Annotated in this window: 21 protein-coding genes and 1 pseudogene; 9 read left to right on the top strand and 13 right to left on the bottom strand. The window is 66.7% G+C overall.

Annotation, left to right across the window (positions count from 1 at the left end):
* From ABIE67_RS39835 to ABIE67_RS39845, 3 genes are read right to left on the bottom strand one after another with little or no spacing between them, the layout of a single operon-like run.
* Positions 1-777, bottom strand: coding sequence for an ABC transporter permease (locus ABIE67_RS39835; RefSeq protein WP_370269394.1), 777 nt, complete (start codon positions 775-777; stop codon positions 1-3).
* The gene (locus tag ABIE67_RS39840) at positions 777-1,550 is read right to left on the bottom strand and encodes an ABC transporter permease (protein WP_370266435.1); all 774 of its coding nucleotides are present in this window, start codon (positions 1,548-1,550) and stop codon (positions 777-779) included. The genes ABIE67_RS39835 and ABIE67_RS39840 overlap by 1 nt, the downstream gene beginning before the upstream one ends.
* Positions 1,551-1,581: 31 nt before the next feature.
* The gene (locus ABIE67_RS39845; protein WP_370266436.1) at positions 1,582-2,550 is read right to left on the bottom strand and encodes an ABC transporter substrate-binding protein; all 969 of its coding nucleotides are present in this window, start codon (positions 2,548-2,550) and stop codon (positions 1,582-1,584) included.
* Positions 2,551-2,707: 157 nt separating this feature from the next.
* Here ABIE67_RS39845 and ABIE67_RS39850 point away from each other — a divergent pair, with 157 nt between their 5' ends.
* Entirely contained in the window at positions 2,708-3,559 is an 852-nt protein-coding gene (locus ABIE67_RS39850; RefSeq protein WP_370269396.1) for an IclR family transcriptional regulator C-terminal domain-containing protein, read from the top strand.
* Here the strand turns inward: ABIE67_RS39850 and ABIE67_RS39855 are convergent.
* The 8 genes from ABIE67_RS39855 to ABIE67_RS39890 form a co-directional block, all read right to left on the bottom strand.
* Complete coding sequence (locus ABIE67_RS39855) at positions 3,474-4,412, bottom strand: 2Fe-2S iron-sulfur cluster-binding protein (RefSeq protein WP_370266437.1); 939 nt, start codon at positions 4,410-4,412, stop codon at positions 3,474-3,476. The two genes, ABIE67_RS39850 and ABIE67_RS39855, sit on opposite strands and share 86 nt — an antisense overlap.
* Positions 4,409-4,627: a hypothetical protein gene (locus ABIE67_RS39860; RefSeq protein WP_370266438.1), complete on the bottom strand. Its 219-nt coding sequence runs from the start codon at positions 4,625-4,627 to the stop codon at positions 4,409-4,411. The genes ABIE67_RS39855 and ABIE67_RS39860 overlap by 4 nt, the downstream gene beginning before the upstream one ends.
* Entirely contained in the window at positions 4,624-5,694 is a 1,071-nt protein-coding gene (locus tag ABIE67_RS39865) for a Rieske 2Fe-2S domain-containing protein (RefSeq protein WP_370266439.1), read from the bottom strand. The genes ABIE67_RS39860 and ABIE67_RS39865 overlap by 4 nt, the downstream gene beginning before the upstream one ends.
* Positions 5,695-5,825: 131 nt before the next feature.
* Positions 5,826-5,963, bottom strand: a complete 138-nt coding sequence (locus tag ABIE67_RS39870; protein ID WP_370266440.1) for a hypothetical protein — start codon at positions 5,961-5,963, stop codon at positions 5,826-5,828.
* A gap of 261 nt (positions 5,964-6,224) precedes the next feature.
* Positions 6,225-7,175: a ThiF family adenylyltransferase gene (locus tag ABIE67_RS39875; protein WP_370266441.1), complete on the bottom strand. Its 951-nt coding sequence runs from the start codon at positions 7,173-7,175 to the stop codon at positions 6,225-6,227.
* Between the two features lie 41 nt (positions 7,176-7,216).
* The gene (locus tag ABIE67_RS39880; protein WP_370266442.1) at positions 7,217-8,461 is read right to left on the bottom strand and encodes a hypothetical protein; all 1,245 of its coding nucleotides are present in this window, start codon (positions 8,459-8,461) and stop codon (positions 7,217-7,219) included.
* A complete protein-coding gene (locus ABIE67_RS39885) occupies positions 8,458-10,401 on the bottom strand; it encodes a radical SAM protein (RefSeq protein ID WP_370266443.1) in 1,944 nt (647 codons plus the stop codon). The genes ABIE67_RS39880 and ABIE67_RS39885 overlap by 4 nt, the downstream gene beginning before the upstream one ends.
* 108 nt (positions 10,402-10,509) lie before the next feature.
* Positions 10,510-10,671 (bottom strand): hypothetical protein, encoded by a 162-nt coding sequence (locus ABIE67_RS39890; RefSeq protein ID WP_370266444.1) that lies wholly within the window; start codon positions 10,669-10,671, stop codon positions 10,510-10,512.
* 1,072 nt (positions 10,672-11,743) lie between these two features.
* Here ABIE67_RS39890 and ABIE67_RS39895 point away from each other — a divergent pair.
* From ABIE67_RS39895 to ABIE67_RS39920, 6 genes are all read left to right on the top strand, one after another.
* Positions 11,744-12,922 carry a cytochrome P450 gene (locus tag ABIE67_RS39895; protein ID WP_370269401.1) on the top strand — a complete coding sequence of 393 codons (1,179 nt, stop codon included), beginning with the start codon at positions 11,744-11,746 and terminating at the stop codon, positions 12,920-12,922.
* 167 nt (positions 12,923-13,089) lie between these two features.
* The gene (locus ABIE67_RS39900) at positions 13,090-13,608 is read left to right on the top strand and encodes a DUF5825 family protein (RefSeq protein WP_370266445.1); all 519 of its coding nucleotides are present in this window, start codon (positions 13,090-13,092) and stop codon (positions 13,606-13,608) included.
* Positions 13,609-14,163: 555 nt separating this feature from the next.
* Positions 14,164-15,432, top strand: a complete 1,269-nt coding sequence (locus ABIE67_RS39905) for an MFS transporter (protein ID WP_370266446.1) — start codon at positions 14,164-14,166, stop codon at positions 15,430-15,432.
* Between the two features lie 34 nt (positions 15,433-15,466).
* Positions 15,467-17,383 carry a RiPP maturation radical SAM C-methyltransferase gene (locus ABIE67_RS39910; protein ID WP_370269406.1) on the top strand — a complete coding sequence of 639 codons (1,917 nt, stop codon included), beginning with the start codon at positions 15,467-15,469 and terminating at the stop codon, positions 17,381-17,383.
* Positions 17,380-17,952 carry a DUF5825 family protein gene (locus ABIE67_RS39915; protein WP_370266447.1) on the top strand — a complete coding sequence of 191 codons (573 nt, stop codon included), beginning with the start codon at positions 17,380-17,382 and terminating at the stop codon, positions 17,950-17,952. The genes ABIE67_RS39910 and ABIE67_RS39915 overlap by 4 nt, the downstream gene beginning before the upstream one ends.
* Positions 17,945-19,111: a cytochrome P450 gene (locus ABIE67_RS39920; RefSeq protein ID WP_370266448.1), complete on the top strand. Its 1,167-nt coding sequence runs from the start codon at positions 17,945-17,947 to the stop codon at positions 19,109-19,111. Before ABIE67_RS39915 ends, ABIE67_RS39920 begins: the two co-directional genes overlap by 8 nt.
* Before the next feature lie 34 nt (positions 19,112-19,145).
* Here ABIE67_RS39920 and ABIE67_RS39925 read toward each other — a convergent pair whose 3' ends face one another.
* A complete protein-coding gene (locus ABIE67_RS39925) occupies positions 19,146-19,472 on the bottom strand; it encodes a hypothetical protein (RefSeq protein WP_370266449.1) in 327 nt (108 codons plus the stop codon).
* Positions 19,473-19,575: 103 nt separating this feature from the next.
* On the opposite strand from ABIE67_RS39925, the gene ABIE67_RS39930 reads away from it, so the two are divergent.
* A complete protein-coding gene (locus tag ABIE67_RS39930; RefSeq protein ID WP_370266450.1) occupies positions 19,576-20,004 on the top strand; it encodes a hypothetical protein in 429 nt (142 codons plus the stop codon).
* 201 nt (positions 20,005-20,205) lie between these two features.
* Positions 20,206-21,390, top strand: coding sequence for an IS701 family transposase (locus ABIE67_RS39935; RefSeq protein ID WP_370252597.1), 1,185 nt, complete (start codon positions 20,206-20,208; stop codon positions 21,388-21,390).
* Between the two features lie 185 nt (positions 21,391-21,575).
* Here the strand turns inward: ABIE67_RS39935 and ABIE67_RS39940 are convergent.
* Positions 21,576-22,579: pseudogene (locus ABIE67_RS39940) on the bottom strand (IS5 family transposase).
* Positions 22,580-22,589 lie beyond the last annotated feature (10 nt).

A 22,589-nucleotide genomic window follows, 5' to 3' on the forward strand; every position in this document is an offset into this window, starting at 1 on the left:
TCAGGACCGCCGGGTGGTCGCGCGCAGACCGCGGTACCAGCCGAGCACCCGGCGCTCGACCAGCTGGAAGACAACGGAGAGCAGGAAGCCGAGCAGTCCGAGGACGAGGATGCCGGTCCACATGTCGGGGATCGCGAAGCTGCGCTGGAACTGGACGACGGTGAAGCCGATGCCGTTGTTGGCGGCGAACATCTCGCTGATGACCATGAGGATGATGCCGATGGAGAGGGCTTGGCGCAGTCCGGCGAAGATCTGCGGGCTCGCCGAGGGCAGCACCAGACGGCGCAGCCGGGCGATGCCCGTGACGCCGTACGAGCGGGCCGTCTCCAGCATCACCGAGTCGACCGCGCGCACGCCCTCCACGGTGTTGAGCAGGATCGGCCAGACGCAGCCGCTCGCGATGACGACGATCTTCATGCTGTCGCCGATGCCCGCGAACAGCATGATGACCGGGACCAGCACGGGCGGCGGCACGGCCCGCAGGAACTCCAGGACCGGCTCGCACACCGCACGCACCCTGCGGTAGGAGCCGATCACCGTGCCGACCGCCACGCCGGCCACGGCGGCCACCGCATAGCCGCCCAGGAGGCGCAGGATGCTCGGTACGACGTCCGTGCGCAGGCGGTCGGCCGTCCAGACGTCCGGGAAGGTGTCGAGGATCGTCCGCAGCGGCGGCCAGAACGGGTCCGTGCTGCCGTCCGACGCCGCCCACCACACGGCGACCAGCACCACGGGCAGCGCGACGACGAAGAACAGGCTCCGCAGCAAGCGCACGATCACACCGCCACCTCCCCGCGCACCGACTGGTGCCAGGCCAGCGCCCGCCGCTCCACCGTACGCGCGCCGACGTTGATGAGCAGCCCCAGGAGCCCGGCTACGACGATGAGCGCGTACATCTCCGGCACCGCCTGCGAGGTCTGCGCCACCGCGATCTGCCGGCCCAACCCCGGGGCACCGATGACGAGTTCGGTGGTGATCGCGAGGATCAGCGCCACCGCGGCGGCGAGCCGCACGCCGGTCATGACGTACGGCAGGGCGGTCGGCCACAGCACATGGCGCACGCGCGCCCAGGTGCCGAGGCCGTAACTGCGTGCTGTCTCCTCGGCGACGGGGTCGACGTCCTGGACGCCGTACAGGGTCTGGATCAGTACCTGCCAGAAGGAGGCGTACACCACCAGCAGGAGCACCGACCTCAGTTCGGTGCCGTAGAGCAGCACCGCCAGCGGGATCAGCGCCACGGACGGGATGGGGCGCAGGAACTCGATGGTGGAGGCGGTCGCGTCGCGCAGGTACGGCACGACGGAGACGAGCACGCCGACCACGATGCCCGCACAGGAAGCGATCGCCAGGCCCAGCGCCCAGCCGGTGAGTGTGTCGCCGAGCGCGCTCCAGAAGGCGGCGTCGGCGACCTCGTCCACCAGCGCTTCGGCGATCCGGCTCGTCGGCGGGAAGTACGCCTCCTTGACCAGGCCGAGGCGCGGCGCCGCCTCGCCCAGGGCGAGGAAGGCCGCGAGCCCGGCCGCACCGAGTGCGACGTTGCCGCCCCTCACGCGGTCGTGTCCCTCATACGTCCCCCGCCCCTCACGGCAGCAGCGCGTCCAGGTCGGGCGTCTTCTTGAAGAGGCCGTCCTCCTCGCCGAGCTTCATGAGGGCCTCGACGGAGGCGCGGTTCGGCTCGCTCGGCCACTTCGGCAGGATCACCTGCTCCAGCACCGACGCCGGGATCTTGGTGTACGTCGTGACGATCTGCCGGGCCTCGTCCGGGTGGGCCTCGGCGTACGCGAGGGACTCGGCGGTGGCCTCCTGGAACTTCTTGACCACGTCCGGGTGTTGCTGCGCGTACTGCGTCGAGGTGAAGTACATCGCGACGGTGACCTCCGGCGCGACGTCGACCAACGGCGAGGCGATCTCCCGGCCGCCCTGGCTGCGGATGGTGGCGGTCGCCGGCTCGACCACGCAGGCGGCGTCGATCTGGCCGTTGTCGAGGGCGGCGGGCATCTGGTCGAAGGGCATCTCGACGAGGGTCACCTTGTCGGGGTCGCCGCCGTCCTGGCGCACGGCCTGGCGGACCGCGGTCTCGTTGATGTTCTTCAGGGTGTTGATAGCGACCTTCTTGCCCTCCAGCTGCTTCGGCGACTTGATCGGGCTGTCCTTCTTGACCATCAGGCCGTTGAAGTCCTTGCCCCGTACGCCGGTCGAGGCGATGCCGTTGGCGACCGCCTTCACGGGAACGCCGTTGGTCTGGGCGACCATCAGGGACGTCACATTGCTGAACCCGAACTGGAACTGCCCGCTGACCACGCCGGGCACGATCGCCGCGCCGCCCTGGGCGGGGGTGAACTCCAGCTTGAGACCTTGCTTTTCGAAGAATCCCCGCTTCTGGCCGAGATACAGCGGCGCGACATCGACGATCGGGATGAGGCCGAGCTTGACGGTGGTGACACCGCCGGACGACGCGCCCGCGTCCGACGAACCGTCGTCGGACGAGCCGCAGGCCGTCGCGACGAGCAGCAGGGCGCCGGCGGTGAGACCGGCCGACAGACGACGCATGGCTCCTCCTGTACAGACAACGGTGCAGCGGTGTTCCGACAGGTTGTGCGCAAGGCGCACAGTAGTGCGCGGGAAGGCTCAGCGGGAAGGTAGAAGTCTCAACCGGTCCAGGTCAATGAGTTCGCCGACAACATTGTTGACACTATTGGAGGTGGCGATGCTTCCGGGAGACCGCGCACCGCACTTCGTGAGGTCCTTCGAGCGCGGCCTCGCCGTGATCCGCTCCTTCGACGCCGAGCACCCCGCCCGCACGCTCAGCGAGGTCGCCCAGACCTGCGACCTGACCCGCGCCGCCGCCCGCCGCCTGCTGCTGACCCTCGTCGACCTCGGCTACGTCCACCAGGACGGACGCCTCTTCCGCCTCACCCCGCGCGTGCTGGAACTCGGCTACTCCTACCTCTCCAGCGTCACCGTGCCGCAGATCGCCGAGCCGCACCTCGAGCAACTCGTCGCGCACGTACGGGAGTCGTCGTCGCTGTGCGTCCTGGACGGCGACGACATCGTGTACGTGGCGCGGGTACCGACCCGGCGCATCATGACGGCGTCCATCACGGTAGGCACCCGATTCCCGGCGTACGTGACGTCGGTGGGCCGGGTGATCCTCGCCCACCTGCCGGAGGAGGACGTCGAACTCCGGCTCACCCGAGCGGGGTTGAAGCCCCTGACCGCTCGCACGATCACCTCGCCGGACGCCCTGCGGGCGGAACTGCGGCGCGTCCGCCGGCAGGGATACGCCATCGTCGACCAGGAACTGGAGGAGGGGCTCCGGTCGGTCGCCGCCCCGGTGCGGGAGCCGGACGGCGAGGTGGTGGCCGGCGTGAACATCGCGGTGCACGCCGGCCGCACCTCGGTGGACTCGATCCGTACGGACCTGCTGCCGTATCTGCTCGCGGCGGTGGCCCGGATCGAGGCCGACCTCAGGATCACAGGTCCAGCACGAGCCGCTTCCCACGGCACCGGGACACACAGATCATCATCGTCTCGCCGCTCTCCTGTTCCTCGGCCGTGAGTACGGAGTCCCTATGGTCCGGGGTGCCGTCGAGGACATCGGTCTCGCAGGTGCCGCAGGTGCCCTCCGTGCACGAGAACAGCACCTCGACACCGGCGCCGCGCACGGCGTCCAGCACGGAGACGTCCGCGGGCACGGTGACCGTCCTGCCGCTCTGCGCCAGCTCGACCTCGAACTCCGTGTTCTCGCCGTCCTCCTGCTCCTTCGGTGCGAACCGCTCCACCTGCAGCAGCCCGGCCGGGCACCGCGCCTCCACCGCGTCGAGCAGCGGCCCGGGCCCGCAGCAGTAGACGAGCGTGCCCTCGGGAACGTCGTCGAGCACCGAGGCGAGATCCAGAAGACCGGTCTCGTCCTGCGGGGCGACGGTGACGCGGTCGCCGCCATAACGGCCCAACTCCTCGGCGAACGCCATGGACCGGCGGGTCCGTCCGCCGTACAGCAGGGTCCACTCCGCCCCCTCGGCCTCCGCCGCCGCCAGCATCGGCAGGATCGGCGTGATGCCGATGCCGCCCGCGATGAAGCGGTAGCGGGGCGCGGGCCGCAGGGCGAAGTGGTTGCGCGGCCCGCGCACCCGCACCTTGTCGCCCTGACTCAACTCCTCGTGCACATGGGCGGATCCGCCCCGTCCCTCCGGCTCCCGCAGTACGGCGATCCGCCACGCCGAGCGGTCCGCCGGGTCACCGCACAGCGAGTACTGCCGCTCCAGCTCGGGACCGAGAACGACGTCGATGTGCGCGCCCGGCTCCCACGCGGGGAGCTCCTCGTCGAGGGGGTGGCGCAGGGTGAGGGCGAGCACGCCGTCGGCCGCGAACTTCCTTTGGGCGACGACGAGTTCGGCTTCGTACACGGTCATGAGCTGTTTCCTTGCGGCTCGTGTCCCTGGGTCTCGTGTCCCTGACTCTCGTGTCCTTGAGGCTGGTGTCCCTGGGGATGGGCGAGCATCCACTCCCACATCTCGATCGGGTCCTGCGAGGTGTGCTCGCGGCCGCAGTGACAGGTGCCGTGCAGGACGTCGGTGCCCGGCAGCCAGTCGATGCGGTAGATCTCGCCGGTGGGGCCGGCGCTCACAGGACCTTCTCCACGGGCTTGTCGCCCTCCTCGACCAGCCGGGCGAGGATACGGCGGGCGGCCAGGCCGCCGGTGTCGATGTTGATGCTCAGCTCCTGGTAGCCGTGCCGCTCGGTGCCGAGGGTCCGCTGGAGCAGGTTCAGGGCGGTCACGTCCTGCATGACGACGGTGTGGTTGTTGCCGCGCAGGAACTCGGTGACCTCGTCGTCGTCCGTCGCCCAGTCCCGGGAGACCGCCCAGAAGTCGTACACCTTGCCGTCGCCGGACGGGGTGATGGCGTACGTGATCTCGGTGTGGAAGCCGTTCGGGTCGCTGCCGTCCGCCTCGGGCAGCACACCGACCGGGGCGATCCGGCTGTGCAGCAGGTAGAGGCAGGGGGCGTGGTACTCGATGTCCTGCCAGCGGGTGATCCGGCCCTCGATGCCGGTCGACTTGGCGTAGAACGGCGGGCACTCCGCGTCGGCCATGTGCCGGCTCACCCGGACGATGCCCGCGCCCTCGTCGACCTCGGTGGTGATCGGCGTCTCGGCGACCTCGGGGGTGCCGATGTAGCCGCCGTGGAGGTAGGTCTCGTGGGACAGGTCCAGGAGGTTGTCGACGAGGAGGCCGTAGTCGCAGTCGATGGGCTCCATGCCGCGCACGGTGACCCAGCCGGGGGAGTCGAGGTGCTTGGCCCGCGGGATGCTCTGCGGATCGGCGAGCGCCGGGTCGCCGATCCACACCCAGATCAGGGAGTCCTGCTCGACGACCGGGTACGAGGCCACGCGCGCCGTCCGCGGGACGCGCTTCTGCCCCGGCACATACACGCACGTACCGGTCGTGTCGTACGTGAACCCGTGGTACCCGCACACGATCCGGTCGCCGTCGAGCCGGGTCGGGGCCTCGGACAGCGGGTACCGGCGGTGCACACAGCGGTCGTGCAGGACGACCGGCGTCCCCTCCTCCTCCGTGCGGTACAGCACGAGGGTCTCACCGAGGATCGTCCGGCCGAGCAGCTCCCGCCCCACCTCGTGGCTGTAGGCGGCGACGTACCACTGGTTCCTGGCGAAGGCTGTCGTGTGAGGCATGGCAGAGGTTCCCGTCTCTGAGAGCGGGGCGCCCTCGCCCCGCGTGCCGTGGTGGACTCAGGTTCCTGAGGGCCGCGACCGCCGCGCAAGGCGGCTTCTGCCAGGCGGAAGGGTCTCCGTGAAAGAGCTGTTCAGGGTCTTGTCATGCGCGGCTTGGGCAGTGTGACGGCCGACAGTTCGACGAACTTGGCCCCGTTCTTCTGGAAGGCGCTCTCTGTCTTGACGCCCCAGGCCAGGGCGGAGGAAAGGGTGTGACTGATGCGGTGCATCGTGGCCGCGGAGGTAACCCCTGCGCAGGCTCGTGCGTCCGTCGCGGAGGGCCGCGTTGGCATCGAGGTAGGCACGACGTGCGCGACGGCGTTCGAACAGCTTGTCCTTGGCCTGGATCAGAGAGGCCGGCGCGCCGCCTCACGACAGCCGGGCCTTCAACCCGCACACGCCAGGAACCCCACCCGAGCAAACCGAAGGGTCCGACGAAAAGCTGACGGACCCTCACGAAAGATCGAGGCCAGCGCTAACCTTCCGCACTCTCAGGTCAAAGCCGTCCCCAGCAGCTCGACGCGATGCGAAGTCGTTCGGGCGCTCACACCGAGTATGCCGAAGATGAGATCACGGCCCATCGTCGCGCCCACCAGCGTATTGACCGGGCCGAACGAGGCCGCCATCGGTGTGACCGCGGCTCCGGTCGTGGCCTTTGCCTCTTGGCGTGACGCGATGAAGGCCGGGACATCGGCGGGCCGGATCAGCGGGCCACTCGACCCTACTCGGAGGCCGCAGCCTCCCGTGATCATCGACGCTCCGCGCTCAAGACAGGCTTGAGCGCACAGTTCCGGCAGCGATGCAGGACGGTCGGCCGCGACAACGAGGAACCCACCTTCGCGCAGGTACGGCACCAACGCCTCGCTGGTCGTGATGGTTTCCATGACAGCGGTCGGCTCCGCTTCAGGGAGGCGCTCACGCACCCACTCGCGGGCCACATCGACCTTTGCCCGTCCGACGTCACAACGCCGGTAGAGATATTGGCGGTTCAAGTTCTCCAGCGCGACCCGGTCGCCGTCCACGAGCGTGAGCCCGCCCACGCCCGCACCCACGATCTCAGCCAGCACCGCGCCGCCGATGCCGCCGACGCCGAGAACGGTCACGTGCGCCGCGCGCAGCCGATCCTGTGCCGCGCCGGCATCCAGACCCAAGGCCGCGAAGTACTCGACCTGGTTCCTCCAAGCGGACGAGTGCCACGAACGGTCGAACGGTGCGACTACGAGGCGAAGCTGAAGAAGCGTACGCACGATGGCGTCCACTCGGCTTCCGCTCGGCGCTGGGAGGCCGGCCGGCTCGTCGGAGACCGCTTTGAGCCATTCGAACATCGATTCAGGGCAGCGTCGGACCAGCAGTACCTCGTCGGAAAAAACGCGCAGCTCGTCGCCGTCGCGGGACCAGGTCGCCGCGGGCGAGAGAACGTAGCGGTCGATTCCGTCAGCCATCCCTGGCCTTCCTTCGTAGCGAGATCACCGTTTGACGAAGATCACGGAGAATCGGCGTTCCAGCTGAACCGGGGGAAGCGCACGGCGCCCATCGGTGGCCAGGGCCGACCTGCCAGTGCCTCGCGCTGCAGCCAGTGGCCTCGGAGACGCAGGAGCGGCAGGACGGGACACTGCTCGCGGACCGCTCGACGCAGCTCGTCGTACGCCGCATCGTCGTCCGGGACTTCGGACAGCCGGTGCAGCAGCGGCGCGAGGACGGGGTCACGGCGCGCCGGGTCGAGCAGGTCCAGAGCACAGATCGGATCCTCGAAGAGCGGGCCCCGCAACGCGAGGAGCACGTCGCAGGACTGCGCCGAGCCCGAGACGAAGTCGGCGGGTGCCAGCTCGACCTCGACACCGAGGTTCTCGGTCAGCTGGGTCGCGACCTCTTCGGCCACGTCCCGGTTGGGGTAGTAGTTCCAGTACCCCAGGCGCAGCCGTACGCCGGAGCCGACGGTGCTGGGCGGTGCCTCGACGTGGTGGTCGGGCGCCGCCGCCTCCACACCGTTCCAGCACCGTGCGACAAGGCGGTCGTAGCGAATCGCGCCGAGGAGCCGGCGACGGAACTCCGCGTCGCCCACCGCCGACGGGCTGTCGGGGTTGATCTCCAGACGCATCTCGATCGCGGTCGGTGCCGTGTGGAACACCTGGCTGTCCGTGAAGTCCGGGACGCGGTCGAGCGGAAACGCCGTCGCGCACGTCACATCGACCTCGCCCCGCCGGAACCTCTCCGGGGCGTCGTGCGGATCGCGGCGGACGAGCACCCGCACAGGTGGCGTGCCGGCCTTGACGGGTTCGAGCCAGTACTCGTCATCGGCGGTGCGCACGGCACGCTCGTACGTACCGGAGGACAGCTGCCCGCACGACGAGATCGGAGCGAGATCGACGCTCCGGAGCAGGCTGGGAAGGTGAGGCGCCTGGCGGCGGAGCTCGATGACGAGCGCGTCCTTCGATGTGCGGACCGCGCGGATGTCGCGCAGGAACCGCTGGAGCGACGGAACCGTGAGTGCGGTCCGGATCGCCCGGGCGTGATCGCGCGCACGCACCGGGCTCCCGTCGGAGAAGGACGCGCCCCGCTGGACGCGGTAGTGCTGGCTCAGCCCGTCGTCCGCGACCCACATGAGATCGAGCCGGCTGCGTTGGCTCGCCGCGGCGAACCAACGGCTCAGGTAGTCGCCTCCCGTGGGCCCGTGCCATCGAATCGGGTCGTCGTCCACCTCGACAATGACGGGGCGCGTCACGTTCACGTGGCCACGAGGGGGCTGTCGACCACCGGAGGAGTCCGTTGGGGGGCGTCCGGCGAGGCGTCGATCTGCGCACACAACTCTGCCACCGCCGTCGCGACCTCGCGCAGCCGGCCAGGGGCGATGTTCGCGAGGAGAGCTTCGCGTTCTTCCCGCCCGCGCGGCATGAGGGCCTTGAACACCTTGGCCTGCGCCGGCGTCAGGCGGAGAGTCGACACCTCTGCCTCACTTGCGCGATACACGACCACGACCGTCGGACGGCTCAGCTCCGGCTTCCAGGTGATTTCGCGCGGGTCGGAAATCATCGTGACGACGTCGACATCGAAGTCCGCGATCAGGAAATGCGGCTTTTCCTCCACGGTGGCGGGCCGCCGGTACACGTTGACGAGCTCTTCCTCGACCTCGTCCCCCCGGAACTCCGCAAGCATCGAGTCGTATGCGAACAGCGCCCTGGCGGCTTGCGCATGCACGCCCTCCATGTGCGCCAGAATCTCAGCGAGCGCTTCCTCGATGGGCATTGCAGCCCGTTCGAGCAGTGCGTCGATGAATTCAACGTACGTGTGTCCCGCACCCTGCTTGAGGAATCGCAGCAAGTGGTAATAGCGGCGCGTGAAATACCGTGAAAGGCGCAACACGTCCTGGTAGTACTCGTAGTCGCGATTCCCGCTGCGAATGAAGCTGAATCCGGTGAAGGTCGCCAGATCGTCCCTGATGAGCGCGCGGACGTCCGACGGGAGGAAGGTGCCCATGACGTCGAGTCCGCTTTCGAGCGGTTCGAGTGCAGCCCGGTACTCATCCGTGATCTCAGCGCCTGGAAGCGGCTGAAGCACACTGAGGTCACTGTTGACGGCACCGTAGGCGATCGCGTCGAAGACGACCTCCAGTGCCTTCTCGAGGTCTTCGGCGCTCTCGTCCGGGTATCCCACGATCGTGTTCGTCTCGAACTGGATGCCGACTTCCTGGGCGGACCGGAAGAACTCGTAGGTCCGCTTCGTCGAGGGCATCTTCAGCATGGCCTTGAGGATCTTCTCCGACCCCGCGTCCGTGCCGCAGAAGATGTTGAAGCATCCCGCGTCGGCCATGCGCCGCAGAAGGGACGGGTTGACATTGTCCGGTCGGACCGCGCAGCCCCACTCGAACATGTCGTTGTGCTCGGAGAAGTAGGACACGAACTCGTCGAGGTACGTGCGCTTGTTGGCGAAGTTGTCATGCAGGAAGTTGAACTGGGTCACCCCGTAGGTGCGGTGCAGGAAGCGAAGCTCGTCGAGGATGACCGCGGGATCCTTGATGCGGAAGTCGCGGTCCCAGAACGTCGACGTCATGCAGAACTTGCACGAGTAGGTACACCCGGAGCCGATGTGCACGTCGAAGATGTGCGGGGTCGACAGCCGGATGTAGTCGCCCATCGGGACGGCGTCATACGCGGGCATCGGCACGAGGTTCAGGTTCGTGGTCGGCTGAGGCCCGCTGGACACGGCCTGGCCGTTCTTGCACGACCAGAAGCCGCGTACCTCGGCGGGATCGGCCCCGTCGGCAACGGCATCCGCGAGAGCGGTGATCGCGAGCTCTCCCTCACCGCGGCACACGAAGTCGACGCAGTCGGCGAAGCGCGGGAGGGCATCGGGGAAGACACCGAACGTCCCGGGTCCACCGAGAACCACCGTGACATCGGGCCGGAGCCGCTTGACCTGACGCCCGATGAGAAGGCATGCCGGGAGGGTGTCCGCGAGACAGGTGAGGCCGAGAACGTCGGGATCGGCGGCGAGGAAGCGAGCGCAGGTCTGGTCGAGCCAGTCAGCATCACTGGGCTCGAAGGCACCGATCCGGTGCTCGTACTCCAGGTCGACGACGACGGTGGGATGACCGTGCGCCTTCAGTGGTGAGGCAATGCAGAGCAGTCCGAGAGGAACGAAGAACGGAGAATTGACATCGGAATTGATCAAGGGCCGGCCGAGCGTCACGCGAGCATGCCGCGTGGACGATCGAACCGACACCTGGCCCTCCCCAGCAAACGAGAGGGCCAGTCGTTTCGGAGTCGGCATCAGATGCGATCAGCAGCGCCGCGCAACGATGGCGCCCAAAGTAGCCGATGACAGGGTGATCAGCTCGACATCATCGGCGAGGTCAAGACCTTCCTCGTCGGAGAAGAGCACCATGTCCGGCTCCGCCTCGTCCATCGCGATCACCGGACGTTCCTGTACTTCCTGCGTCATCGTGGTCCCCTCTTTGCCTTGACTGGCTCCAACATCCTTATCTCATACAGTCTTTGGCGTCTCGTCAATGGGGAGTCAACACGATTCCCGGTGCCACACCTGATCCCGGATCCATCGGCCGATGTGCGGCAGTGATGTTGCCGGGAATGAGGACGTGCCCTGTGGCCTGCGACGATGGGAGTTCTTCAGGCTTCCGGCACACAGGATCACGAGGGCACTTCCGAGAGGCGATCTCCCCACGCCGCAGGGCGGGTCTCGGTGCGGTTCGATGATCCGAATCTGATCGCGTACGGGGGGGGGCGGCCCTGCTGGTGGGGGCCTCTCCCTGAGTGGCGGACACGATGATCCCGGGTCTGCCTGATCCGGAGGAAGCGAGGAGACCGCCGATGGCCAATCGATTCCGCTTCTCCCGCGGTTGTCAACGCAGCAGGCCGTGAATGTCCTGGTCGGGGCCCTTGTCGTGCCAGAGGGGGAAGCAGTGCTTCACCGCTCCGGGTGGGGGCATTCGGGGGACAGGAACTGCTGACGGCCCGTGCGGTTCCGGCAGAGGCTCGCGTGCACAAACTCCCACATCGCGTACCTGCCCCGATGTCCGCCGACCGACGGATGCCGGGCCTTTCCCGCCCCTTGTAGGTCTTGATCGAGTCTGGGTAGGCTGCTGCCGGTCCGGAACAGTGCCAAGCGGAAAGGTCGCCGTTTGATGCTGCTCACCTTCAGCGGACAAGGGCTGAACATGGATGGTTTCCCGCCATGTGGCGCAAAAGGTCAAGGCACCGGAATCCGCGGGCCGCGGAAGCCGATTCGGCGATCACTCCATTCAGCGAGCCCAGTCATTCAGGGCATTCGGCAGGGTCTTCCTGCCGGCGGTCATGAGGTTTCTTGAGGCTGAGGGATCGTCTCCCGACGAACACTCGGCCCACGGTTCCTGCATCAGCCTGGAGGGTGTGGGTGCCACCGGCCCCCACTTTTAATGTGTCTTCCGTTATGTGACATTCGGGACGGAGCTAGGATTGTGACGTCTTCGCAGGCCAACGTTCCTGATCTGGAATCCACGGCAGTCCCGTTCTTTCCGATTCCCAGGGCGCCTGGTTGTCCGCTGGATCCGGCACCTGAGCTCGCCGAACTACAGGAACGGGCGCCGCTGGTCCGAGTCCGGCTGTGGGACGGCAGCACTCCGTGGCTGGTGACGCGGCATGCGGAGCAGTGCGCGCTGCTGTCGGACCGCCGGGTCAGCGCGGACTGGATGCAGCCGGGCTACCCGTTCCACAGTCAGTTTCTGCAGGACCACCATGAAGAAGGCCAGTTCCTGACCGCCATGGAAGGCCCCGAGCACCTCCGGCTGCGCCGGATGATCGCCCGGCCGTTCACCCCCCGCAAGGTCGAGCAACTGCGGCCCACAGTCCAGCAAGTCGTCGACGACCACATCGATGCTCTGCTGGCCGGCCCGAAGCCGGCGGATTTCGTGGCGGATTTCGCCCTGCCGATTCCGTCCATGACCATCTGCCACGTGCTCGGCGTCCCTTACGAGGACCACGACTTCTTCCAGCACGCCATCAGGACGATGACCAGCAGCGACGTCCCGGACGACGTCGTGAACAAGTCCGAGCGCGAGCTGTATCACTACCTGGCCAAGCTGATCGGCCGCAAGCTCGCTGCCCCCGAAGACGACCTGCTCTCCCAGCTGGCCACCGAACGGCTGGCCACCGGCCAGCTGAACCGGCACCAGCTGGTGATGCTGGTCCTGTTCCTGCTGATCTCGGGGCACGAGACCACGGCCAGCATGATTGCGCTGGGCACGCTGGCCCTGCTGCAACATCCCGACCAAATTACCGTGTTGAAGGACTCCGACGGCCCCGAGGTCGCCGCGGCCGTCGACGAGCTGCTGCGGTACCTGACCACCGTCCAGCCCGGCCGTCGCCGCGTGGCCGTGGAGGACATCGAGATCGCCGGGCAGGTGATCCGCGCCGGCGAGGGTCTGATCCTCCCGGAGGAGATCGGCAACCGCGACGAAAGCGTGTTCCCCGGTGCCGGGGAGCTGGACCTGCGCCGCGATGCCAGCCAGCATCTCGCCTTCGGGTTCGGTGTGCACAAGTGCACCGGCCAACCGCTGGCCCGCCTGGAGCTCCAGGTCGTGTTCGCCGCCTTGTTCCGGCGCATTCCGACACTGGCCCTGGCCGTCGACCTCGGCGACCTCCCGTTCATGGACGACGGGCTCGGGTACGGCGTCAAGAAGATGCCCGTGAGCTGGTAAGTGATATCAGTGATCGATGGCCGACTCGAAGCGCTCGTCGAGGAGTGGACCACGCTCGGGCTCACGTTCCGTGAGGGTTCGACGTACCTGGCACCCGCGACGGGACTGCGTTGGTGACCCCGCCGGCAGCACGCCCGCGGACGAGCCGTCGGCACCTGTTCGCGACGATGGAATTCCGTTCCGTCGGCAATCGGGCGGACCTCGTCTCCCTGGCGCGAACGGGTTACGCCGGAGTGCGGTTGGCCGGACATCACGTCATGCCGTCCATGCCCGATCGCGATCTCGTCGCCCTGATCGCACTGCTGCGCGACGCGCGCGGCGTCGGCCTGCGGGTCCTGTGGAGCGGCGAATGCGGCGACCTCGACGTCCGATGCCTCCAGCACCTCGATCCGCCGCGTCGGTCTGACGGCACCTTCGTATGGTCGCCACGAGCTGATGCGCAGCTCCTCGCACGGCGCGGTCCGACGGTCATCTCCGTCGACGACACGCGTCTAGGTCCCCGCCGACGCATCGTCATCGACCGCTCCACACCCGAGGCGAACGTTCTCGAGGCCGTCGACTGGGAACGCGAGATCACGGCCACGGAGCGGGCAGGCATGCGCGGCCTCACCCGGGACGGCTTGGCCTTCTCTTCTGGCGACTACTGTGTGGGCCTTCCCGTGCGCCAGGGGATCTGGTGTGTCTGAGAGAGTGTTCGAGATCTGCCTCCTGCCGAACGGGGCCTGGCACGCGCCCCCGCTACGTTGGAACGCCGCGCCCGTACTTCCCGTCCGAACGAGGCCTTCCGCCCTGCGCTCGCACGCACCAGGTCCCGCTCGGCCCGCCGCCCTTCGGGCGGACGAAGCCAGCTCTCAAACACGCTCTGAGCGCTTCGTTCGCTTCAGGACGGCGGAAATCCTGATTCCAGGCGGTCACAGAACTCGCGTGCGAGCCGACCAGGCTCCGGTACCCTCACAGGACGCAGTCGCCGCCCACGGCCGTCCTCCCGGGAACCACGTGACGAGATCCGGGATTTCCCTGACCTCACGCCCACGCTGGCTCCAAGATGTGCGCAACCGTTTCCAGGACATGCACGCTACCGGTTCCAGCACTTGGCACCTCCACCGAGGATGGCCGCGGCGCCGGCAACGGTTGCCGGAGGGTCGGCCCAATGTCCTGCGCGAAGTACGGACTGGAGGTTCCGGTAGACGGCGGAGTCCCAACACCAATGATCACCGGAGTCACCAGGGGGAGCCCGCAGCATGACCACCACGGAGGCCCTTGGCGGGTCGGCTTCGGTCGACGATGCAGCACGAAGTGTCACGCGGCCGTTCTATGTATACGCCGTGCTCGCCAACGCGCTGTTCCAGCGCGGCGTATTCGTCCTCTTCCTCTATGAGCGAGGCTTCTCCGTCGGGCAAGTGGCCCTACTGCAGACACTGATCTTCCTGGTCAGCGGAGTTGCGGAGATGCCGACAGGAATCATCGCCGACCGAATCGGCAGGCGTGCCAGCATCGTGATCGGCCAGGTGCTGATCGCTGGATGTCTGCTCGGTCAGGGGACGTTCTCCAACTACTGGGTGTTCCTGGCGCTGTTCATCGGGCAGGGCGTGGGCATGGCATGTGTGTCCGGTTCGGACACCGCCCTGCTGTACGACCTGCTCGTGCGTCGTGGTGCAACGGCCAGCTACGTCAAGATCAAGTCCCGGTTCACCATGCTCGGGACGGTCACCTCGGGAGCCGCCATCGCCCTCGGCGGCCAACTGCAGCAGATTTCCTGGGGAGTCGTCTACGTCGGTTCGGCGGCGTGCCTCGTCCTGGCCGTGGTGGTGCTGACGTCACGGGTGCCCGAGATCCGCGGCGCGGACGCGGTGGACGAACAGGACGGAGCCGAGGAGGCGCACCGCGACGCCACGGCATGGCGGGCGATGCTTCGGGTCGCCACGCCGGCGCTCGTGACGCTTGTCGTGGTGTCCGGATTGATGCATGCGACGTTGACGCCGTACATCATTTTCACCCAGAAGACCCTCTCCGATCAGGGAGCGGGCACCGCGTTGGTCAGCGTGGTCATATCGGCGGGATTCTTCGTCGGCGGGCTCACTCCCTTGCTGTCGGACCGCGCGGACCGGCGCATCGGGTATCGGATCATCGTCCCGGTGTCTCTCCTGATGCTCGCCGTGGCGCTCGGCCTGAGCGGCTTCGGCCTTGTCTGGGTCACCATCGCCGCGTTCCTGGTCCTGGTCGGAATTCCCGAGATCACCGCCGTGCTCGTGGACAACGTGTTCAACGAGTCAGTGCCGTCGCGCCACCGGGCGAGCCTGCTGTCGATGATCGCATTCGTGGAGTCGGTGCTCATCGGCATCGGCTATCTCGTCCTCGGCGCGCTCATGGACGGCCTGGGCTCCAGCGTGGGCATGGCCACCTACGCCGCGGCCCCCCTGCTGGCATGTCTCCTGTGGCTCCCGGTGCTCTTCCGAGGGGCGCGGGTGACCACCGAGATCGAGAAGCCCGCCGATCAAAAGGCATCCTGAAACAGACCAACGATGAGGAGCCGAAGTGGAATTGATGCAGATCGGGCACAACCGGCCGGTGCTGGATCCAATCCCGCCGGTCGTGCACGAGGACGCCCTTTCGGTTGCGTTGGTCTGCATGCCCTGGGCCGTGGTTGACATGCCCTCACTGGCGCTGAGCACGATCGCTCCGTTGTTCGAGCAGCGCGGAGAAGTTGAGAAGCTCGACGTCGTCTATGCCAATATTCGGTGGCTCGACTTCTTGGTCCGGGAGGCGGGCCTCGAACGTGAGCACTACGAACTGATCGTCGATGCTGAAGTGTTCGGGGTCGGCGAATGGGTCTTCTCCAGCTGTTTCCGCCCCGGTATCGACCCACGCCACACGAGTTTCTATGACCTCGTGAGCGACAGTGAGCACGTTGATGCCTATTGTGCGCTGTTTCGCGCGGCGCCCGCCTTCATCGATGAGTTGGCCCGAGATCTCGTAACGTCAGGTGTCGATGTCCTGGGGTTGACGACGACGTTCGATCAGAACATTGCCTCGTTCGCGCTCGCGCACCGCGTCAAGGAGTTGTACCCAAGCATCGTCACGATTCTCGGCGGGGCGAACTGCGACGGCGTTCAAGGTACGGCAGTCCACCGTGCTCGCGCGGAGTTCGACTACGTGATCCGGGGCGAGGCGGAGCACTCGATCGCGCCCCTCATCGCCCACATCGCGGGATGTCGTAGCGGTGACGAGAACAGGCATGACGAACTGCTGCGTGCCGTGCCTGGCCTGTGCTGGCGATCCGACATCGATGGAGCCACGGTAAGCAACCCCATCGGACCGAAACCCGTCTCCATGAACGCGGTGCCGGAGCCCGTCTACGATCACTATTTCCGCGATTTGCGGAAGTCTCCGGTCGCTCAACTCGTCGATGTCAAGATTCCTCTGGAGGCCAGCCGCGGATGCTGGTGGGGTGCGAAGCACCATTGCACATTTTGCGGCTTGAACGGGTCGGCCATGGCCCATCGGGCAAAGCCTGCCGAGCGCGTGCAAGAGGAGGCCAGCCGGGCTGTCCGTCGGCACAACGTGCTTGACCTGGTGTTTTCTGACAACATCTTGGCGCCCGAACATGTCGTTCGACTGACCACGGATATGGCGCTGCCCGCTGAATGGGACGTCCGGTTGTTCGCCGAGGTGAAGTCGAACCTCAATTTCAGTCAACTCGAGTCCCTTGCGCGCGCCGGTTTCACGCAACTGCAACCGGGTGTCGAGAGCCTCTGCACACCCATCCTACGCATCATGCGCAAGGGGGTGACCGGGTGGCAGAACGTCCGATTCCTACGAGACTGTGCCACCTGCAGGATCTATCCGTCGTGGAACATCCTCGTGGGTTTCCCCGGGGAGCATGACCGCGACTACACGGCATTGATCGAATCGCTCCCATCCCTCCATCATCTGACGCCGCCCGCCGGGGCGTTCCCGATCAAACTGGAACGCTTCAGCCCCTACTTCGACGATCCAGAACTCGGTCTCCGGGCTCTCGGTCCCTCGCGCAACCTGGTGAGCGCTTACGAGGGGGTAGTGGACGCCCTCGATGATCTCGTCTACGTGTTTGAGTCCGAGCCCGCTGGCATATCACCTGAGACGGGTGAGATGTTGCGCGAAGCGGTCGCGAACTGGAAGGCCACCGCATCGATTTCTCGGCTGGTCGCTCTGCCGGCGCCGGACGACTCGCTCGTCGTCGTCGACGACCGGCCTGCCTGGCCCTCTCGTGAGGTGGTGCTTCAACCGGGTCTCGAGGCCGAGGCCTACCGTGCACTGGCCAAGGGCAAAACGCTTCCTGCACTCGGTTCCACGATGCGCTCGCTCGGGATTGCAGTGCGGGAAGGTCAGCTCGAAGAGCTCGTCGAGAATTGGACGGAGCTCGGCATCGTTTTTCATGAGGATTCCACCTATTTGGCGCTCGCGACAGGATTGCGTTGGTGACGAAGCAGACAGCAGAGCGGCGGTCGAACCGACGAAGGCTCTTCGCGCCAGTGAATCTCCACTCGATGCAGGGCAGGGAGAATCTCGTCACCCTGACCCGGTCGGGATACGCCGGGGTTCGACTGGCCGGTCACTTTGCCATGTCGGAGATGGGCGATCGCGAACTCGTCTCCTTGATCGCGCTGCTCCGCGACGCGCGCGGCGTTGGTTTGCGGGTTTCGTGGAGCGGCGACTGTGGCGCCCTCGAGGTCGGGTGCCTTCGCCACCTCGACCCGCCACGGCAGCCGGACGGCACCTTTGCGTGGTCGGCGCAGCAGGGAGAATCCCTTGTCGTTCGGCGCGGTCCGGCGTTCCTAGCCGTTGAGGACACACGCTACGGGGAGCGTCGCCGCGTCGATATCGACCGCTCGGAACCGGCGGCAGCCGTTCTTGACGAAAGCCGTTGGGGGCACACGATCACCCCCGTAGAAGCGGCCAGTCTGCACGCTCTTGAATTGCACGACCTCGTCTTTCGTTCCGGCGACCAATGTGTGGGTATTGCCGTAAGGCAAGGAGTCTGGTGTGTCTGAAGGCAACATTCTCTTCCGCAAGACACTCGATGAGCGGACCGTGTCGCGAGGGGCGGCGGATCCAGCCGCCACCGTCGTTCCGATGCGCATGGGATCGGCAGGAGTGGGACTGCTCGTCAACGATCACCGCGAAGCCACCCGCATCTTGTCCGACGTCGAAACCTACGGCAGTGCGGGCGAACTCATGGCGAGCGTTTTCGACGAGCCGGCCGAGTCGCATCCGGATTCGATGTCCGAGATGGTCTTCGCGGTCAACCAAACCGATGGGGAAGAGCATCGTCGCGTACGGCGCGCACTTCGGAGGGTCATCGATACTCGCGTGCGCGATGTCTCGGACCAACTGATTCAGGATGTCCAACACTCGATCGAGAGCGCGCTCGCCCTGGGAAGGCTCGACGCGGTCGCGTCGATCGGCGTGCCCATCGCCGACAGTGTCATGTCGCGATTGCTTGGACTTGACGAAAACCTCGTCTCGGCCCTGAGGACCGCGGTTTACCGGGGATACCCGGTGCGCGAACTTGACGCCACGCTCGTCGACTGGGTGCGCGACAGGCGTGCTCACCCCGCCGATGACCTCGTGTCGGACCTGATGGCGGAACTACCTTCTCTCGACGATCGACAGGTTGCGGCGAACACTCGACTGCTCGCGCTGTCGGGTGTCGAGGTGTTGGCGGCACTGATTACGAATGGAATCCTCTGCCTGGCGCAAGATCCGAGGACTCAGAGTCTCGTACGCGATGACGAGACGCTGCTGCCTGGCCTCGTCCATGAGGTGCAGCGGTACGCGAGCCCGATTGCGCGGGGGATCTATCGGATGACGAAGCAGCCATCCGTGATAGGCGAGTACGCAGTTCCCGCAGGTACTTTGCTCGTCATCGGGGTGGACGTTTGCAACAGGGACACGTCAGCACTTCCCGATGCTCACAGGTTTGACCCCACTCGCGGTCAGGATTTCGAACATCTGACGTTTGGTCGTGGGCGGCATTCATGCCTGGGCATTCCAGTCACACGTCTGATTGCGGCGCAGGCCCTGCGCACGTTTCTCTCGGGAACAACGAGTTTCGGCCTGACCGTGGAGCCGTCAGAGCTGCGTTTCCACGATACTGGGGTCATGAACGGTCTCGTCGAACTCCCGATTTGGGTTGAGTGCGCGAACTAGCGTCTGCTGATCCTGATTTCGTTACTTCGCGTTGTTATTGACGAGTTTTCTTCACGCTGGTCTGGACGAGTCGGACCTTGACGAGGATCTCGTGCCCCGAGCAGCGCGTGCGGATCGTGGTGGGCGCCCGACTGCAGGCGATCACGCTCGGCCGGACGTTGACGCTCGCGAACGTGCCGCGGCGGATGGACTGCCGGGTGACGAGGTTCTTCGCCGGCCACGCCTTCACGTCCGGGGTGGTGTGCGTGGAGAGGCTGTCCAGGACGATATGGATTTCCTTCCCCGTATGTGGCTTGACGGCCTTCTTCAGGAACGCCAGGAAGGTCGCGCCGTTCCGGTTCGGCCTGCACTCGCCCAGCACTTCACCAGCCGTTGTCTTTCCGTACTTGATTGCCGAGTTCGTGCTGGTCAGGCATGGTGTTGTGGGTTCCGTGGCAGCAAGGACACGTCGTGTCGGTGCGGTCGTGGAGGTTCGGGATGCCGAGCTCGGCTGGGAGCGGTTCGTCGTCTCACGGGAGACCGTGGTCGAGGTGCTCTCCGGCCCGGACGGTACGACGACGACGGACGCGCCGGGGCCTGCCGGTCCTGAGCCGTCGTCGGCGTCGCCGTCGGCTGGGGGTGCGATGCCGGGCTCGGTGGTCCCGGCCCGGTGTGAGGGGCCTGAGGTCTCGGCGTTGTCGCCGGAGTATCGGCGGATCATGACGGTGCTGGCCGCTGCTGAGGTCTCGTTGACCTGCAAGGAGCTGGCTTCCGGGCTCGGGGTGGAGCCGGTGGCGGCGAAGGTGGAAGGGGTGCGGTCCAAGGCGAACCGCCTGGTGCGGCGGGGCTGGGCCGTCAAGGAACCCTCGGGACGGTTCGCGATCAACGGCCGCGTGCGAGGCGGCGGTTCATGAGCATCGTCATCGACCACAGGATCAGCGCCTCGCTGGAGTCGCACCGGCGCTTGTAGTCCCGGGCCAGGCGCCTTGAGCGCATCAGCCACCCTGTGGTCCGGCCTCCTGGGGCCCGGAGGATCGGGCATCCTGTGAACACCGGGACTAGTACTGCAACGGTCTTTGCCGTGACTGCTGGCCAGTTCAGTCGTTGGTGTTGTTATGGGTGGGGACCTTGCTGGTGTCAGGTTGTGGGCGGGGGAACTGGGTGCTCTGCATGAGCGGTTCGTGCACCGGTTCAACCGGGAGGAGCCGCGTCAGTCGGCGCTGGCTTACATGCGTGGGCTGGTTGCGCCGCTGGAGCGGAAGAACGGCTGGACGCTGGCGGAGGAGGCCGGGCATACGGGTCCCGATCGCATCCACCGGCTGCTGAACCGGATCGAGTGGGACGCCGACGAGGTCCTGGACGACGTACGCGACTACGTCGTGGAACACCTCGCAGACCGCGAGGCCGTCCTGATCGTCGATGACACCGGCTTTCTGAAGAAGGGCGTCCGTTCGGCCGGGGTGCAAAGGCAGTACTCCGGAACGGCCGGCCGCACCGAGAACTGCCAGATCGGTGTGTTCCTCGCCTACGCCACCGGCCGTGGACGCACTCTGATCGACCGCCGTCTGTATCTGCCCACCTCCTGGACGGATGACCGGGAACGGTGCCGGCGGGCGGGCATCGACGACAGTGTCGCCTTCGAGACGAAGGTGGCCATGGCCAAGGCGATGGTCCGCCGGGCCATCGCCGACCGTATCCCGTTCGGCTGGGTGACGGCGGACGCCGCCTACGGCTTCAGCAAGGGCTGGCGGTTCGAGCTGGAACAGGCGGATGTCTTCCACGTCATGGCCACCACCCGGCACGACACCGTCGTCACCCGCTGGTCCATCGACCACCCCGTCCACGACCTGTTTCCCGGCCTGCCGCGGCAGAAATGGAAACGCCGTTCCTGCGGTGAAGGAGCCCACGGCCGGCGGATCTTCGACTGGGCCCGCGTCGAGGTGCGGCCCTGGCACCGCGAGGACCGCCGGCACTGGGTCCTCGCCCGCCGAAGCGTGAGCAGGCCCGAGGAGATCTCCTACTACATCGCCTACTGTCCCGCCGACACGACGCTGGACGAGCTGATCCGCATCGCGGGCAGCCGCTGGGCAGTCGAGGAATGCTTCCAGACCGCGAAGCAGGAGTGCGGCCTGGACGACTACCAGGTCCGCCGCTACCCGGGCTGGCACCGCCACATGACCCTGGCCATGGCCGCCCACGCCTGTCTGACTGTCCTGCGGGCCCGCCAGCTCGACACGGACAAAGCAGAAACGGATCCTCCCAGCTCATCCACCTCAGCCTCGCCGAGATCCGACGCCTGATCACCCGCCTCACCAACCGCCGCCCCACCCCGGCCGACCACATCCTGCACTGGTCAACCTGGCGCCGACGACGCCAGCACCAAGCCCGCATCAGCCACTACAAACGACGCGGACACAGCCCCTGAAAACTGCCCAGCAATCAGAACAAGCACCGTTGCAGTACTAGGGCGCGTATCGAGTCGTGATCAGCTGGTGGGCCGGGTGAGGTAGTTGATCCAGATCATCGAGGCTCGTAGGTGGAGGCCGGCGAGGTAGCTGTCTGGGGTCTTGTCGTATCGGGTGGCGATGCCTCGCCAGGCCTTGAGCTTGTTGATCAGACGCTCGACGGTGTTCCTCTCCTTGTAAAGGGCGGCGTCGTGGCTGACGGGTCGACCGCCTGCGGAGCCCTTCTTCTTCCGGTTTGCGGCCTGGTCTTTCTTCTCCGGAATCACTGCCTTGATGCCGCGCCTGCGCAGGTGGGCCCGGTTCCCGCGGGAGGAGTAGGCCTTATCGGCGGCGACCGCTTCCGGCCGGGTGCGGGGGCGGCCGACGGGCCCGCGGACCCGTAACTGCTTGAGCACGGGGATGAACTGCGGGCTGTCCGCGGCCTGGCCCGCTGTCAGCACGAACGCCAGCGGGCGGCACTTGCGGTCGGCGGCGAGGTGGACCTTGCTGGTCTGCCCGCCCCTGGAGCGTCCCAGGAGGGCGGCCTTCAGCCGGAGTTTTCGCCGACGCCGGACGCGTCGTCGTTCCTCCCGCCCGGGATCGTTTTCAGTGTCCTGTCCGTCTTGTTCTTCGAGGCTGCCCCTTTTGACCTGGCCTTCTCCGCCTCGGTAGCAGCCTTCTCCAGGGCGGTGAGGACGTCCTGGCCCAGGTGCATCCCGGCTGCGTCGTGGTGAGCGCGCGCGGTGGTGGAGTCGATGCTGACCAGGGACAGATCGATCTCACCCCGCTTCGCGGCTTCCGCGATCAGGCCCTCCAGCAGCGCCTCGAAGACGCCGGCGTCACGCCATTGCCGGAAGCGGTTGTGGACGGTTGACCAGGCACCGAACTCCTGCGGCATCTCCCGCCACTGCCCGCCGGTCCTGAACCGCCAGATCACCCCCTCGAACTGCTGCCGCAGCCGCTCGGGGTACGGACCGTACTCGCCGATCGGCAGGTACGGCTCGACGAACTCCCATTCCTCATCCGTCAGTTGCACTCGCGTCACACAAGAAGGT

It is taken from the genome of Streptomyces sp. V4I8 (assembly GCF_041261225.1).
Lineage (GTDB): Bacteria > Actinomycetota > Actinomycetes > Streptomycetales > Streptomycetaceae > Streptomyces.

Bases quoted from the DNA above. Each gene is read 5' to 3' on its own strand.
- ABIE67_RS39845 (WP_370266436.1), bottom strand. From the start codon at position 2,550: ATGCGTCGTCTGTCGGCCGGTCTCACCGCCGGCGCCCTGCTGCTCGTC.
- ABIE67_RS39850 (WP_370269396.1), top strand. From the start codon at position 2,708: ATGCTTCCGGGAGACCGCGCACCGCACTTCGTGAGGTCCTTCGAGCGC.
- ABIE67_RS39855 (WP_370266437.1), bottom strand. From the start codon at position 4,412: ATGACCGTGTACGAAGCCGAACTCGTCGTCGCCCAAAGGAAGTTCGCG.
- ABIE67_RS39865 (WP_370266439.1), bottom strand. From the start codon at position 5,694: ATGCCTCACACGACAGCCTTCGCCAGGAACCAGTGGTACGTCGCCGCC.
- ABIE67_RS39870 (WP_370266440.1), bottom strand. From the start codon at position 5,963: ATGCACCGCATCAGTCACACCCTTTCCTCCGCCCTGGCCTGGGGCGTC.
- ABIE67_RS39875 (WP_370266441.1), bottom strand. From the start codon at position 7,175: ATGGCTGACGGAATCGACCGCTACGTTCTCTCGCCCGCGGCGACCTGG.
- ABIE67_RS39890 (WP_370266444.1), bottom strand. From the start codon at position 10,671: ATGACGCAGGAAGTACAGGAACGTCCGGTGATCGCGATGGACGAGGCG.
- ABIE67_RS39900 (WP_370266445.1), top strand. From the start codon at position 13,090: ATGGAATTCCGTTCCGTCGGCAATCGGGCGGACCTCGTCTCCCTGGCG.
- ABIE67_RS39905 (WP_370266446.1), top strand. From the start codon at position 14,164: ATGACCACCACGGAGGCCCTTGGCGGGTCGGCTTCGGTCGACGATGCA.
- ABIE67_RS39910 (WP_370269406.1), top strand. From the start codon at position 15,467: ATGCAGATCGGGCACAACCGGCCGGTGCTGGATCCAATCCCGCCGGTC.
- ABIE67_RS39935 (WP_370252597.1), top strand. From the start codon at position 20,206: ATGGGTGGGGACCTTGCTGGTGTCAGGTTGTGGGCGGGGGAACTGGGT.